Genomic DNA, 14,164 nt, shown 5'->3' on the forward strand with positions numbered 1-14,164 from the left:
GCTTTCACGCGGCAGGTAAACTCACTTCAAATCAATGACTTAGAGCGATCGCCGGAAGTAATGCGCGATTTCACCGATCACGCCGCGGCGGAAGGTGAGCACGCAGATCACGAAGATCGAGCCCTGGATCACCGTCACCCATTGGCCGAAACCCGCCAGATATTGCTGCATGGCAATGATCACGAAGGCGCCGACCACGGGGCCGAAGATAGTGCCGAGGCCGCCGACCAGCGTCATCAGCACGACCTCACCGGACATCGACCAATGGACGTCGGTAAGCGAGGCGTTCTGCGCCACGAACACCTTCAGCGCACCGGCAAAACCGGCCAGCGTGCCTGACAGCACGAAGGCCAGGAACTTGTACTGGTCGGTCCGGTAGCCGAGCGAGATCGCCCGCGGCTCGTTCTCGCGGATCGCCTTTAGGACCTCGCCGAACGGCGAGTTGATGATGCGGAAGATCAGGAGGAAGCCGGCGAGGAACCCGACCAGCACGACGTAATACAGCACCGTCGGCTTGGACAGATCGAAGATCCCGAACATGCGCCCCTGCGGGATGCCCTGGATGCCGTCCTCACCGTGGGTGAAGGGGGCCTGGAGGTAGATGAAGTACAAGAGCTGCGACAGCGCCAGCGTGATCATCGAGAAGTAGATGCCCTGGCGGCGGATCGAGATGAAACCCGTGATGAGCGAGAGCACGAAAGCCGCGGCGATGCCGACGAGGATGCCGAGCTCGGGCGGCAACGCCCACACCTTCAGCGCATGGGCGCTGCAATAGCCGGCCGTCCCCAGGAACATCGCGTGGCCGAACGACAGCAGGCCGCCGTAGCCGATCAAGAGATTGAAGGCGCAAGCGAGCAACGCAAAGCACAGCGCCTGCATCACGAAGAACGGGTAGACGCCCGTGAATGGCACCGATGCCAATACCAGCGCCATCACCACGAAAACGATCATCTCGTCGCGCATCGCGCGCGGGGTTGCCGGCAGCGTGTTGTCCGTCAGGGTTGTCATATCAGGCCGCCCTTCCCGTCAATCCCGTTGGCTTCACCAGGAGCACCAGCACCATCAGCACGAACACGACGGTATTGGAGGCCTCAGGGTAGAAATATTTGGTCAGCCCCTCGATCACCCCGAGCGCGAAGCCGGTGATGATGGAGCCCATGATCGATCCCATGCCGCCGATCACGACCACGGCGAACACGACGATGATGAGGTCGGCGCCCATCAGCGGCCGCACCTGGTTGATCGGCGCCGAGAGCACGCCGGCCAGCGCGGCGAGACCGACGCCGAGGCCATAAGTGAGCGTGATCATGCGCGGCACGTTGATGCCGAAGGCGCGCACCAGCGTCGGATTTTCGGTGGCGGCGCGCAGGTAAGCGCCAAGCTGCGTCTTCTCGATCAAGAACCAGGTCGCCAGACACACGACCAGCGAGAACACGACCACCCAGCCGCGATAGATCGGCAGGAACATGAAACCGAGGTTCATGCCGCCCTTGAGCTGGTCCGGAATGGCGTAAGGCAGGCCGGACGAGCCGAAATAGTTCTGGAACACGCCCTGCACGATCAGCGCGATACCGAAGGTCAGCAGCAGGCCGTAGAGGTGGTCGAGCCCGGTCAGCCATTGCAGCATGGTCCGTTCCAGGATCATGCCGAAGATGCCGACGATGATGGGGGCCAGCAACAGCGCCCACCAATAGTTGATGCCGCCGAGGTTGAGCAGGAAATAGGCGACGAAGGCGCCCATCATGTAGAGCGCGCCATGGGCGAAATTGATGATGTTGAGCATGCCGAAGATCACGGCGAGCCCGAGACTGAGCAGCGCGTAGAACGAGCCGTTGATCAGTCCCACCAGTAGCTGAGCGTATAGAGCCTGCATCGATCCCGCACCCGGTCCCTTCGGCGTTCCCTTGAAAGTCGCCCGCAAGCCTTCAAGGCCTGCGGGCGGTCATCTTACTTCTTGAGCAGCGCACACTTGCTCTCGGACAGCGGCGTGAACGCCTGGTCGCCCGGCACCGTGCCGACCAGCTTGTAGAAGTCCCACGGCCCCTTGGACTCCGAGGGCTTCTTCACTTCGAACAGGTAGGCGTTGTGGATGGTGCGGCCGTTGGGCTGGATCTCGCCCTTGCCGAACAGCTCGTCTTCCGTCGGCATCGACTTCATCTTCTCGACGATCTTGACGCCGTCATGGGGATTTCCGCCGAGCGCTTCGAGCGCCTTGAGATAGTGACGCACGCCCGCATAGACGCCGGCCTGCACCATGGTGGGCGGCGCGTTGTTCTTCATCTTCTCGGCGAAGCGCTTGGAGAACGCCCGGGTCTGGTCGTTCATGTCCCAGTAGAACGTCTCGGTGAAGTTGAGGCCCTGCGCCGTCTCCAGACCGATCGCCTTGACGTCGGTGAGGAAGAGCAAGAGCGCCGCGAGCTTCTGGCCGCCCTTGCCGATGCCGAACTCGGCCGCCTGCTTGATCGTATTGGTGGTGTCGCCGCCGGCATTGGCAAGACCGATGATCTTGGCCTTGGACGACTGCGCCTGCAGCAGGAAGGACGAGAAGTCCGGCGTATTCAGCGGATGCTTGACGCCGCCGACCACCTTGCCGCCGTTGGCGGTGACGACCGCGGTGGTGTCGCGCTCGAGCGCAGCACCGAAGGCGTAGTCGGCGGTCAGGAAGAACCAGCTGTCGCCCCCCGCCTTGACCAGCGCCTGCCCGGTGGTGTGGGCCAGCATGTAGGTGTCGTAGGTCCAGTGCACGGTGTTAGGCGAGCACTGCGCGTTGCTGAGGTCGGACGTCGCCGCACCTGAGTTGATGTAGACGCCGTTCTTTTCCTTGATGACGTTGTTGACGGCGAGCGCCACGCCGGAATTCGGAACGTCGACGATGATGTCGACCTTGTCGACGTCGAACCATTGCCGCGCGATCGCGGTGCCGATGTCGGGCTTGTTCTGGTGATCGCCGGAGATGATGTCGATCTTCCAGCCCTTCGCAGCGAGGCCGGAATCCTCAACGGCCATCTGCGCCGCGAGCGTCGAGCCGGGACCGCCGAGGTCGGCATAGAGCCCGGACTGATCGGACAATGCGCCGATCTTGACGGTCTTGTCCTGCGCAGAGGCGACGCCTACTGCGGCGAATGTCAGCGCGGTGGTCAGCAGCAATGACGCAATCGACCTGGTCTTCATGCAACTTTCCTTTTTGAATTCTTCTCGTTGGCAGTACTAAACACCAAGATAGGTGTGGAGCTTGTCCATGTTGGCGGCAAGCTCCGCATTGGAAAATCCGTCAATGATCTTGCCATGCTCGACCACGTAATAGCGGTCGGCGACGGTCGACGCGAAGCGGAAATTCTGCTCGACCAGGAGGATCGTGAAGCCCTCCTTCTTGAGCCGCGCAATGGTGTGGCCGATCTGCTGAATGATGACGGGCGCGAGGCCCTCGGTCGGCTCGTCCAGCATCAGGAAACTCGCGCCGGTGCGCAGGATGCGCGCGATCGCGAGCATCTGCTGCTCGCCCCCGGACAGCTTGGTGCCCTGGCTGTAGAGCCGTTCCTTCAGGTTCGGGAACAGCTCGAAGATCTGCTCGAGCGGCAATCCGCCTGCACGGACCACCGGCGGCAGCATCAGATTCTCGCGCACGTCGAGACTGGAGAATATGCCCCGCTCTTCCGGACAGAAGGCGATGCCCATGCGCGCGATCTTGTCGGAGGTCGCGCGGATGATCTCCTGGTTGTTGAACTTCACCGAGCCGGTCCGCTTGCCGATGATGCCCATGATCGACTTCAGCGTGGTCGTCTTGCCGGCGCCGTTACGCCCGAGCAGGGTGACGACCTCGCCCGCGTTCACGTCGAAGTTGATCCCGTGCAGGATGTGGGACTCGCCGTACCAGGCTTCGAGGTTGCGGATTTGAAGGACATTTCCGCCGGTCGCAGCCTTGGCCGGAGCCTCGGCGATCGCAGTGTCAGGCATGACCGGCTCCCAGATAGGCTTCCTTGACGCGCTCGTCCTTGGTGAGCTCGCTGTAATGACCTTGCGCGAGCACCTGCCCGCGCGTCAGCACGGTGATGATGTCGGAGAGGTTGGCCACGACGCTCAAGTTATGCTCGACCATCAGGATGGTATATTTCGCGGAGATGCGCTTGATCAGCGCCGCGATCTTGTCGATGTCCTCGTGGCCCATGCCGGCCATCGGCTCGTCCAGCAGCATCATCTCCGGGTCGAGCGCGAGCGTGGTTGCGATCTCCAGTGCACGCTTGCGTCCATAGGGCATCTCGACCGCGGGCGTGTTGGCGAACTCGTTGAGGCCGACATCGTTGAGCAGCTCGCGCGCGCGATCGTTGAAGCGGTTGAGGACCGACTTGGAGCGCCAGAAATCGAACGAAGAGCCGTGCTGGCGCTGAAGCGCGACACGGACGTTCTCCAGCGCGGTGAGATGCGGAAACACCGCCGAAATCTGGAATGAACGAACAAGCCCCAGGCGCGCAACGTCGGCCGGCGCCATCGCGGTAATGTCCTGCCCCTTGTACAGGATTTTTCCGGCGGACGGTTTGAGGAACTTGGTCAGAAGATTGAAGCAGGTCGTCTTGCCGGCCCCGTTCGGACCGATCAACGCATGAATGCTCCCACGGCGAACCTTGAGCGCAACGTCGCGGACGGCGAAGAAGCCCGCGAACTCCTTGGTCAAGCCTTCCGTTTCGAGAATAAACTCATCGGCCAAACAGATTTCCCCCTGCCCGCGCGCCGCGCGTGGCTATCCTTGTTGCTTCGGCTTTCCGGAGGCCTAGTTGCCTATCCTTGGAGCCACTCCTTGGAGCCTATCCGGAACACCGCCTCCGGGCGCGGAATATGCCGGAGGTGACGGGGGTTAGGCAAGGCGGAAAGCTGAGCAGATCAGGTCTCCGCCTGGGATACAAATGCTCCCTTAGTCGGAGGCGAGTGACGTCGCGCCTGCCCGGCCTCCCGGTTCGCAAGGTACCGGTCGTCAAGCCGTCGTTAACGGTCTTTCGTTCCGCGCGCCAGCCTTCATCAAAAATTTTCCCGTATGCGATATCATGCGCGGGTTTTGACGCTCCGGGAATATTGTCTTGGATTTCGCAAGCGCCGCTCCGTCCGTCGTCAAGTCGATCAGGCAGCGTGATCTTCTGAACACGTGGCTGCGACTCTATGCGCGCGAGCAGATCGCGCCGGCGATCTCCGAGTATCAGCCTGCGCGGCTCGAGGAAGAGCTGTCCGATCTCATCTACTATACGGTGGATCCGTCGACGCCGGCGCCGCGCCTGACCATCCAGAGCGAAAACACGCGCATCTCGCGCGCCTATGGACATACCGGCAAAGGCGTTCTGCTCGACGAGTATCTGGGGCCGAAAATCGCGCCGTTCGTGATGCCGATCTATCACGAATGCGTCGCGCGTGGGCTGCCGGTCTACAGCGTTGCGGACGTCGACGACATCTACGGGCGCTTCGTCGCTTATGAACGGCTGCTGCTGCCTTTCCAGTCCGACGGCAAGGTCTGTCACGTCATCGCATCGGTCAAGACCTTCTGCGAGGACGGCGGCTTCGAGATCAAGAATCTGATGCGCGGAAACGACGCACTGCCGCGTCCGAAACTGCGCGCCGTGATCGATCACGAGCTCTTCCATCGCGCGCCCGGCCGCATCGCGACGGCCGACGTGGTCGAGTTCGCGGACCAGCCGGGGCCCGGCGTCCCCAACGAGATCATCGAGCTGAACTAGCGCTCAGCGCTTTGCGCCGACTTCCTTGGCGTAGATGTCCGGCTTGAAGCCGACCAGCAGCTTGCCGCCGATCTCCAGCACCGGCCGCTTGATCATCGATGGTTGCGCTAGCATCAGCGCCAGCGCCTTCTTCTCGGAGAGGCCTTCCTTGTCGGACTCGGGCAGCTTCTTGAACGTCGTCCCGGCGCGATTGAGCAGCGTCTCCCAGCCGACCTTGTCGCTCCATTGCTCGAGCTTGTCCTTTCCCACGCCCGCCGACTTGTAGTCGTGAAACGCGTAAGGCACGCCGTGAGTGTCGAGCCAGGCGCGCGCCTTCTTCATGGTGTCGCAGTTCTTGATGCCGTAGATGATGTTGGGCAAGACGTTCCTCGCGCATGACGGATCGTGATGGACGTGGCGTTGTACGAAACTCCGCTTCGCGCGACAATATTGCGAACGACGCTACCGAACGGACATCCCATGCACGTCACCCACGATCCCGCAGCCGCCGCCACGCCGATCATCGACTTCAACAGCTTCCTCGCGGTCGATATCCGCGTCGGCACCATCGTCGACGCCAAACCGTTTCCCGAGGCGCGCAAGCCGGCGTTTCGGCTGTGGATCGACTTCGGACCCGCCATCGGCGTGCGCAAGAGCTCGGCCCAGATCACCGAGAACCATCCGCTCGAGACCTTGGTGGGACAACAGGTCGCGGCCGTCGTCAATTTCCCGCCGCGCCAGATCGGACCAGTCATCTCGGAGGTGCTGACGCTCGGCTTCCCAGATGCCAGCGGCAACGTCGTGCTGGTGCAGCCCAGCCAGCCGGTGCCGAACGGCGGACGGCTGTTCTAGCAGCGCCAGCCGGGGGCTGCGGCACCGCGTCCGGCCGGCGGCGGCAAACTAGGGGTTTTCTTGAGACTGCGGCGGCCAGGACTTGACGCGATCCGTTTTTGAAAATAAACACGACTGACTGATCGTTTTTTATCCGTATCGGCTTGAGAGCAGCTGAAGCGTCATCCATCGGAAAACGACCGATCCGTCAGTTATTTGAGGCGGCTGAATGCCCAAGATCAGCGACAAGCAACGCGAAAGCCGGCGGCAGCAGATTCTCGACGCGGCCCTCGCCTGCTTCTCGGAAGACGGTTTCCACCAGACCGGGATGGCCGACATCGTGAAGCGGTCGGGCTTAAGTCATGGCGCGGTCTATCTCTACTTCCAGAGCAAGGACGATTTGATCGAGGCGCTCGCCGACGACCGGCATCGCCGCGAAGCCGTGCTCAATTCGGTCGCGCAGGGATCCGGCGACCCGATCGAAGGACTTCACGCGCTGATCCGCGTCTACGCGCAATGGCTGACCGATCCCGCCGGCGAAGCCCGCCGCCGGGTCGGCATCCATGGCTGGGCCGAAGCCCTGCGCAACCGCCGCGTCCGCAGCAGCGTCATCGAAGGCATCGACATGCCACGCGCGCTGATCGTGGCGCTGGTCGAGCGCGGCCAGCATGACGGTCTCATCCGGCGCGACCTCGGCGCCGACGCGATCGCGCGCGTGCTGATCGCGATCTTCCAGGGGTTTGTGCTGCAAAAATCCTGGGGCGACGCATTTGACGTCGAAGCCTGCATGGCGGCCGTGGCCGGCGTGATCGACGGCCTGCGCACGACCAAGCCTGACGTCAGGCGGCGGGCCCGGACGTAAGCGATGTCCTGGCTTCACGACATCCTCGCCGGTGGTGGCGTCGGTCTGGTCGCAGGGCTGGCATCGGGCTTCACGGGCACGAGCCCCGGCGGCGGCCTCGTGATCTTCTCCGTGCTGCTGCTCGGGACCGAGCAACACGTCGCCCAGGGCACCTCGCTGATCACCCAACTTCCGCCGACCGGTCTTGCCGGCATCCGCCGTTATTGGCAGAGCGGCAATCGCAGCCCCTTGCAGTGGATTGCCTGGATCGGGCTCGGGTTTCTGATCGGTGGCGCCGGCGGCGGTTATGCCGCGACCGCGGTTTCGGATTCCGTCCTGCAATGGACTTATGTCGTCTATCTCCTCGCGCTGGTCGCCCTGTTGATCCTGCGCGGCGACCGCAAGGACGGCAGCGATGAGGCCGGTGAGCGCGAACACCTTCACTGGTTGCCCCTGCTCCTGATCGGCACGCTTGCGGGCTTTTCCTCCGGCTTCATGGGCATCGGCGGCGGCCTTGCGATCACCGTCGGCCTCGCCGCCGGATTTCGCGTGCCACAGCATCAGGCGCAGCTCGTCAGCCTCGTCTTCTCCGTGATCCCGACCAACCTTCCGGCAGCCTGGATCTACTGGAGCAAGGGGCTCATGGTCGGCTGGCCGGCCATCATCGGCATTCTCGCCGGCCTCTGGGTTGGCACCGACCTCGGCCCACGCATGGCCAACGGCGTCAGCCGAGCGATGCTCCGCCGGGCCATGATCGCGCTCGTCTCGCTGATGGCGCTCTACATGATCTACAAGGCGTTGAGCTAGCCTTACGGCCGCTGCGGAATGTTCAGCCCGCGCTGCACTGCCGGACGCGCAAGCCCGCGCTCGAGCCAGGCACCAACCGACTTGAACTGGGCGAACTCGACGAGATCGCCGGCGCCATAGAAGCCGATGAGATTGCGCACCCAGCCGAGCATCGAGATGTCGGCGATGCTGTAGTCGTCATCCATGAACCATTGCCGGCCGGAAAGATGCGCGTCCATGACGCCGAGCAGGCGCCTGGCTTCGTCGACGTAGCGATCGCGCGGCCGCTTGTCCTCAAAGTCCTTGCCGGCGAATTTGTGGAAGAAGCCGACCTGGCCGAACATCGGCCCGACGCCGCCCATCTGGAAATGCAGCCATTGAAGCGTCTGGTAGCGGCGCGCCGCGTCCTGCGGCAGCAGCTTGCCGGTTTTCTCCGCGAGGTATTGCAGGATCGCGCCTGACTCGAACAGCGGCAGCGGCCTGCCGCCGGGACCGTTGGGATCGAGGATCGCCGGGATCTTGCCGTTCGGATTGAGCGAGAGGAATTCGGCCGTCTTCTGGTCGTCCTTGCCGAAATCGACGAGATGGACTTCGTAGGGAAGCCCGATCTCCTCCAGCATGATCGAGACCTTCACACCATTCGGCGTCGGCAGGGAGTAGAGTTGAAGCAGCTCTGGATGCTTGGCCGGCCAACGCTTGGTGATGGGAAAGGCGGACAGATCAGACATCGGGACTCCGGTTGCGTTCGCGAGATGCCGCCTAATCTAGGCTGGCGGACGAACGGCGCAAGGCCGGCACTTCGTCTGATTATCCCCTTGAAGCAACTAGGGTGGCAGCGTTGCGATCCTGACGACCGGGGTCAGGGTTTCATGCTGCAATCGGTACTGGATGAACCATTGACCCGTGATCAGCAGCGCGGCCGTGAAAGCAGTCGCGAGCGTCGCGGTCGCCCATTGGCAGACGTCGTACATGGCCTTTGTCCCTCAACTCCTTTGACCTAAACGCCCGCTCACGTGCCGCGTTCCCAGTTTGCACGAATATTTTGCCGGTTTTTCCCGGTGTCGCCGGCGCATCATTTCGGAGACCATCGAGCAATTTGCGCGTTGTGACGAGATGAACATCGAGAAGCGCGCCCTGCTCCACCACGCCCAACGCTGTCGCCGCGTCGCGGACGATCTCGCCCATCGTGAAGCCGCAGGACGGCTGCGAGCAATGGCCGATGCGTACGAAGCGAGAGCGGCAAGACTGGACGACGAGGATGACTGCTCGAAGCCGGGCCATCGCGGTCATGGCCACCTTGCCGGTACATGCGATCGGCGGGATTGAGCGGTTCAATAGTTGATCTCCATCCGCAGTCCACGCGGATCGGTCTCCTCGCCGCCGACACGCAGCGTGCTGTCGCGCGCCGCCACGGCGCAGGCACAGGCATCGATGAGATCGTCGCGGCCGATGCCGGTGCCATGGCGAAGCGTCAGCCACCTCTCGATCTTGGTGAAGCCGCGGTCTTTCAGCAGCGCAATGCGCTGCTCGCGCCCCCGCGGCGACGTCTTCGGTTCAAGCCGCACCCGCCCTACCAGATTCCAGAACACCAATTCCGGATGCGCTTCGCCGATCGTCGCCTGTCGCGCTGGCGTCATGACGTCGTCAACCTCCCTGATCTTGTCCCTGATATTCCAGAGCTGCGCCGACACGCCCCTGCCCTTGCCCTCCTGCGTCCAGTAATGGCGATTGGCCGTGGCCATGTCCGGGAATGTCCAGAGGTCGCGGCGCGCACCGAGAAACACGGCTGGACCAATCAGCTCGCGCGCACGCAGATCGCAAGCGCGATAGCCGCTCGGATTCAACCCGATCGGCATGTCGATCATCGCACGCGCATGCGGCAGCGCGAGCAGGCGCGTCAGGCCCGGCGAATAATCGAAGCCATGATCGCCGCGCTCGTCGATCCAGGCTGCGACCCAGCCGAAGCGAAATCCGTCGAGGCCGAGATAGTTCGGCACGTCATGCGTCCGTCATTTTCAATTTCACCGCGCGCGTCGCTTGACATCCGCAAGTTGCGGGCGTATGTCCCGCGCCCTCGCAAGCACTTCCGTTTGCGACAAGCACCATGAACCGAGCGATGTCGTACCGCTACGAAAGAATTGTCCGCATGCCGAATAGCCCAAAGCTATTCGACGGCGCATGCCTGGCTCATGGGAGCGATCTTGCCTGACCGCAAGATCGACAGTCCACTTCTGGACCCTCCCGAGCCTGCCGCTCCGGAGGGTTTTTTGTTGCCCGTCGCGCAGCCCGATCGAACATCCCGGCAATCGCCGGAACGAGAGACCCGGATCTCGGGGCTCGCGCTGAGAACGCGCGTGCCCAAGCGCGCGGGGCCTGCCGGAGGGAACGAGGCGATGAGCCGGACACCGATGGCAGAGCGGACCCGAAGGGTTCGCAACATGCGGCGCGTCGACAGCGCCGCGATAGAATTTTCTTGAGATTGGTTTGCCGCTGCCATCGCGGCTCAACCGACGCTGGTGGTGAAGATGTCGGATACTTCTCCACACGGCACAGCGGGTATGCCTCCCGCCTTTGACACACGCACCGGGATGCGGCCTCGGAAAAGGTTCGCACGCGGCCCGGCGCAGGACTCGTCCGTAAGGACGGCGACTGTGTTGTCGTCACTGAAAGCCGATATCGCCCGTTCCCCAGCGTACCCATCAACGGCCGATGCGAGAGCATCGGCCTGGCGGTGGTGAAGATGCCTGTTACTTCGTGGTAAGGCGCGAAAGCGCCGAGCAGGTTCGAGCCCTGCACGCCGAAAGGCGGTTCGTCCGTAAGGGCAGCAACAGCATCGATCGTTCCCCGCCAATCCCATCACGATCCGTGGTGAAGATGTCTGTTACTTCGCCTGCCACGCGAGAGGTCGCGGGTTCGAATCCCGCCCGGTGTTCCATGCACCGGTAGCTCAGAGGATAGAGCGCTTTCCGGCAAGCTCACGCTTGCCGGGTCACAGCATCGCCTGTTCCCGGATCGTGTCCTTTCAACCACCGCCGGTGGTGAAGGGCGCTGTTACTTCGTGAATCACATTGTCGAAGGTTCGACTCCTTCCGGACGAAAGTCCGTAGCTCAGCGGTAGAGCATGTGGAGCCCCTCGTGGGCAGGACAGCCTCGCTTGTTCCCCGGCACCCGTTTCCATGTCCCCATCAACCCAAGAGGAGGCCGTCATGGTCAGGCTCAACAAGATCGTTCGCGCCTTCACGCGGGAGGGCGCACGCGCAATCCGCTTCACGCCCGAGATGGAGCTGAAGCGCGCGCTGATGAACTGCCTCCTGTGGGAGGACCAGTTCTACGAGGATGGCGTCGCGATCGCCGACCGCATCAAGACCCTGGTGCCCAAGGTCGCGCCTGCGCGCCTCGCGCAGCTCGCGATCGAGGCGCGCGAGGTGATGAAGCTGCGGCATGCGCCGCTGCTCGTCATCCGCGAGATGGCGCGCAGCGAAAAGCACCGCGCCCTCGTGGCTGACACGCTCGCTCAGGTGATCCAGCGGCCCGACGAGATGACGGAGCTGCTCGCGATCTACTGGGCGGACGCGCTGGGGCCGATGCAGCAGCGCAAGCGTCAGCCGGTCTCCGCGCAGGTCAAGAAGGGTCTTGCCCGCGCGCTGACCAAGTTCGACGCCTACCAGCTCGCCAAGTGGGACCGCGACGGCGCGGTGCGGATCAGGGACGTGCTGTTCCTGGTGCACGCCAAGCCGAAGGACGCCGAGCAGGCAAGGGTCTGGAAGCAGCTCGTCGACGGCGAGCTCGCCTCCCCCGACACCTGGGAGGTCTCGCTCTCGGCCGGCAAGAGCAAGCGCGAGACCTTCGAGCGGCTGATCGACGAGCGAAAGCTGGGCGGCCTGGCGCTGCTGCGCAATCTGCGGCTGATGCAGACTGCGCAGGTCCCGCGCGAGACCATCGCAGGCGCGATCGAGGCGATGCGGACGGATCGTATCCTCCCCTATCGCTTCATCACGGCGGCGCGCTATGCGCCGGACTTCGAGCCCGAGCTCGAGGCTGCGATGCTCAAGTCGGTCAAGGACCATGTGCGGCTGCCCGGCCGGACGCGGCTCCTGATCGACGTGTCGGGCTCGATGTTCGCGACGCTCTCCGCGCAGTCGGAAATGACACGCGCGGAGGCGGCGTGCGGTCTTGCGATCCTCGCCCGCGAGATCTGCGACGAGGTCGAGATCTTCACCTTCAGCAATGATGTCGTGAAGGTCCCGCCCCGCCGCGGCTTCGCACTGCGGGACGCGATCATCAACTCGCAGTCCCACGGCGGGACCTATCTCGGCAAGGCCGTGACGGAGATCGACCGCAAGGGCGATCGCCTCATCGTCTTCACCGACGAGCAGAGCCACGACCAGGTGCCCGAGCCCAAGGCGCGCGGCACCATCGTGAACGTGGCCTCGTATCAGCACGGTGTCGGTCACGGCGCCTGGACGCGCGTCAACGGCTTCTCCGAGGCCGTGGTCGCGTGGATCGCAGCGTCGGAGACGGCGTTGCACTGATGCGCGACGACAACGACCCCGGACGCAGGATGCTGCGCCCGGGGTCGGCAAAATCTCTGAAATGATCTGCTCGCACCTTCTATAGTGCGCGTGGAATGACAAGGACCTGTGACCATGCGACGACCCGATCCCTACATGGAACGCGCCCGCGAGCTCTGCCTCGCCGCCGGTGTCGATCCCGACTCGCGCGTCGGCGAAGGACGCGGCCAGCCGGCCTGGTGCCTGTACAAGGACGCCGTGCGCAAGGAACATCTGGCCCGCGAGGCCAATGCGACCGCGAGCTCGATCGCCGAGTTCCGGATGCAGGACGCCCGTTTCCAGAATGCGCCGCTGAAGGTGTTCGGCCCGCACGAGGACGCGACGATCGCGCAGATGCGCAACTGCATGGCGGTCGGCAACGTCGTGTCCGGCGTGATCTGCGCCGACGGCCATCTCGGTTACGCCCAGCCGGTCGGCGGGGTCATCGCCTATGAGAAGCAGATCAGCATCTCCGGCGTCGGCTTCGACATCGGCTGCGGCAACATGGCGGCAAAGCTCGACACGCGCTTCGACGACATCGCGGGCCGGGTCCCCACGATCATCCGCGACGTCGCCAAGACGATCTCGTTCGGGGTCGGCCGGGCCAATGCCGAGCGGGCCGAGCACGATCTGTTCGACGACGGCGATGCCTGGCGCGAGAGCGACATGGAGGACTACCGCAAGAAAGCGGTGAGCCAACTCGGCACGGTCGGATCGGGCAACCATTATGTCGACCTCATGCGCGACGAGGAGGGCTTCGTCTGGATCGGCGTCCACTTCGGAAGCCGCGGTCTCGGGCACACTTCCGCGACGCGCTACCTCAAGGCCGCCGGCGGCAAGGACGGCATGAACGTTCCGCCCGCGGTGGTCGACGAGGACTCAGAGCTCGGCCGCCGCTACATTGCGGCGATGCAGCTCGCCGGGCGTTATGCCCATGCGGGCCGCGAGTGGGTCGTCGAGCGCGTCCGCCAGATCATCGGCGGCAGCGTGACCGAGAGCGTGCACAACCACCACAACTACGCCTGGCGTGAGACCCACGACGGGCGCGATCTGTGGGTGGTGCGCAAGGGCGCGACGCCGGCGTTTCCCGGCCAGAAGGGATTCGTCGGCGGCTCGATGGGAGACGACGCCGTCATCCTCGAGGGCGTCGACAGCCCGGAAGCCAAGGCCTCGCTCTATTCGACCGTGCATGGCGCCGGCCGCCTGTTCGGACGACGGGAGGCGAAGCGGCGCTTCTCGCGCGAGCAGATGGACCAGTGGCTCAACGAGCGCGGCGTGACCTTGATCGGCGCCGACCTCGACGAAAGCCCGATGGCCTATCGCCGCCTGCCGGACGTGCTGGCGCAGCACGCCGGCACCGTGCGCGTGCTGCACACGCTGCGGCCGTTCGCCGTCGCCATGGCCGGCGAAGGCGAGTTCGATCCGTGGAAGGACTGACACAAACAGGGAGTGGGAGGCAC

15 protein-coding genes are annotated in these 14,164 nt (G+C 63.8%); 6 read left to right on the forward strand and 9 right to left on the reverse strand.

From position 1 onward, the window contains the following. Positions 1-39: 39 nt before the first annotated feature. The 5 genes from RPS27_RS27420 to RPS27_RS27440 all read right to left on the reverse strand — a co-directional run bounded on the left by RPS27_RS27420 (position 40) and on the right by RPS27_RS27440 (position 4,702). Positions 40-1,008 carry a branched-chain amino acid ABC transporter permease gene (locus tag RPS27_RS27420; RefSeq protein ID WP_211417407.1) on the reverse strand — a complete coding sequence of 323 codons (969 nt, stop codon included), beginning with the start codon at positions 1,006-1,008 and terminating at the stop codon, positions 40-42. A gap of 1 nt (position 1,009) precedes the next feature. Further along, positions 1,010-1,873 (reverse strand): branched-chain amino acid ABC transporter permease, encoded by an 864-nt coding sequence (locus tag RPS27_RS27425; RefSeq protein WP_008551982.1) that lies wholly within the window; start codon positions 1,871-1,873, stop codon positions 1,010-1,012. Positions 1,874-1,947: 74 nt separating this feature from the next. Then, on the reverse strand, positions 1,948-3,171 hold the full coding sequence (locus RPS27_RS27430; RefSeq protein ID WP_211417408.1) for an ABC transporter substrate-binding protein: 1,224 nt from the start codon (positions 3,169-3,171) through the stop codon (positions 1,948-1,950). A gap of 36 nt (positions 3,172-3,207) precedes the next feature. Continuing rightward, positions 3,208-3,954: an ABC transporter ATP-binding protein gene (locus RPS27_RS27435; RefSeq protein ID WP_211417409.1), complete on the reverse strand. Its 747-nt coding sequence runs from the start codon at positions 3,952-3,954 to the stop codon at positions 3,208-3,210. After that, positions 3,947-4,702, reverse strand: coding sequence for an ABC transporter ATP-binding protein (locus tag RPS27_RS27440; protein WP_036034135.1), 756 nt, complete (start codon positions 4,700-4,702; stop codon positions 3,947-3,949). The genes RPS27_RS27435 and RPS27_RS27440 overlap by 8 nt, the downstream gene beginning before the upstream one ends. Positions 4,703-5,069: 367 nt before the next feature. Between RPS27_RS27440 and RPS27_RS27445 the strand changes: the two genes are divergently transcribed. Then, a complete protein-coding gene (locus RPS27_RS27445) occupies positions 5,070-5,717 on the forward strand; it encodes a hypothetical protein (protein ID WP_212066052.1) in 648 nt (215 codons plus the stop codon). A 3-nt stretch (positions 5,718-5,720) separates the two neighbouring features. Here the strand turns inward: RPS27_RS27445 and RPS27_RS27450 are convergent, their stop codons facing one another. Beyond that, entirely contained in the window at positions 5,721-6,077 is a 357-nt protein-coding gene (locus RPS27_RS27450) for an ArsC family reductase (RefSeq protein WP_212066050.1), read from the reverse strand. Positions 6,078-6,176: 99 nt separating this feature from the next. On the opposite strand from RPS27_RS27450, the gene RPS27_RS27455 reads away from it, so the two are divergent. The 3 genes from RPS27_RS27455 (at position 6,177) to RPS27_RS27465 (ending at position 8,175) form a co-directional block, all read left to right on the forward strand. Further along, the gene (locus RPS27_RS27455; RefSeq protein WP_212066048.1) at positions 6,177-6,548 is read left to right on the forward strand and encodes a tRNA-binding protein; all 372 of its coding nucleotides are present in this window, start codon (positions 6,177-6,179) and stop codon (positions 6,546-6,548) included. 208 nt (positions 6,549-6,756) lie between these two features. After that, complete coding sequence (locus RPS27_RS27460) at positions 6,757-7,389, forward strand: TetR/AcrR family transcriptional regulator (protein WP_211417413.1); 633 nt, start codon at positions 6,757-6,759, stop codon at positions 7,387-7,389. A 3-nt stretch (positions 7,390-7,392) separates the two neighbouring features. Beyond that, complete coding sequence (locus RPS27_RS27465) at positions 7,393-8,175, forward strand: sulfite exporter TauE/SafE family protein (RefSeq protein WP_212066045.1); 783 nt, start codon at positions 7,393-7,395, stop codon at positions 8,173-8,175. A 2-nt stretch (positions 8,176-8,177) separates the two neighbouring features. On the opposite strand, the gene RPS27_RS27470 is transcribed toward RPS27_RS27465, so the two are convergent. The 3 genes from RPS27_RS27470 to RPS27_RS27480 all read right to left on the reverse strand — a co-directional run bounded on the left by RPS27_RS27470 (position 8,178) and on the right by RPS27_RS27480 (position 10,151). Beyond that, positions 8,178-8,882, reverse strand: a complete 705-nt coding sequence (locus RPS27_RS27470) for a glutathione S-transferase family protein (RefSeq protein ID WP_212066043.1) — start codon at positions 8,880-8,882, stop codon at positions 8,178-8,180. Positions 8,883-9,021: 139 nt separating this feature from the next. After that, positions 9,022-9,489 (reverse strand): hypothetical protein, encoded by a 468-nt coding sequence (locus RPS27_RS27475; protein WP_212066041.1) that lies wholly within the window; start codon positions 9,487-9,489, stop codon positions 9,022-9,024. Continuing rightward, complete coding sequence (locus tag RPS27_RS27480; RefSeq protein ID WP_212066039.1) at positions 9,486-10,151, reverse strand: DUF429 domain-containing protein; 666 nt, start codon at positions 10,149-10,151, stop codon at positions 9,486-9,488. Before RPS27_RS27480 ends, RPS27_RS27475 begins: the two co-directional genes overlap by 4 nt. A gap of 1,209 nt (positions 10,152-11,360) precedes the next feature. Here RPS27_RS27480 and RPS27_RS27485 point away from each other — a divergent pair. Together RPS27_RS27485 and RPS27_RS27490 are read left to right on the forward strand one after the other, a co-directional pair. Beyond that, the gene (locus tag RPS27_RS27485) at positions 11,361-12,686 is read left to right on the forward strand and encodes a TROVE domain-containing protein (protein ID WP_212066038.1); all 1,326 of its coding nucleotides are present in this window, start codon (positions 11,361-11,363) and stop codon (positions 12,684-12,686) included. A 114-nt stretch (positions 12,687-12,800) separates the two neighbouring features. Then, the gene (locus tag RPS27_RS27490; protein WP_212066037.1) at positions 12,801-14,141 is read left to right on the forward strand and encodes an RtcB family protein; all 1,341 of its coding nucleotides are present in this window, start codon (positions 12,801-12,803) and stop codon (positions 14,139-14,141) included. Positions 14,142-14,164 lie beyond the last annotated feature (23 nt).

The organism is Bradyrhizobium sp. WYCCWR 12699, assembly GCF_032144035.1.
Classification (GTDB): Bacteria; Pseudomonadota; Alphaproteobacteria; order Rhizobiales; family Xanthobacteraceae; genus Bradyrhizobium.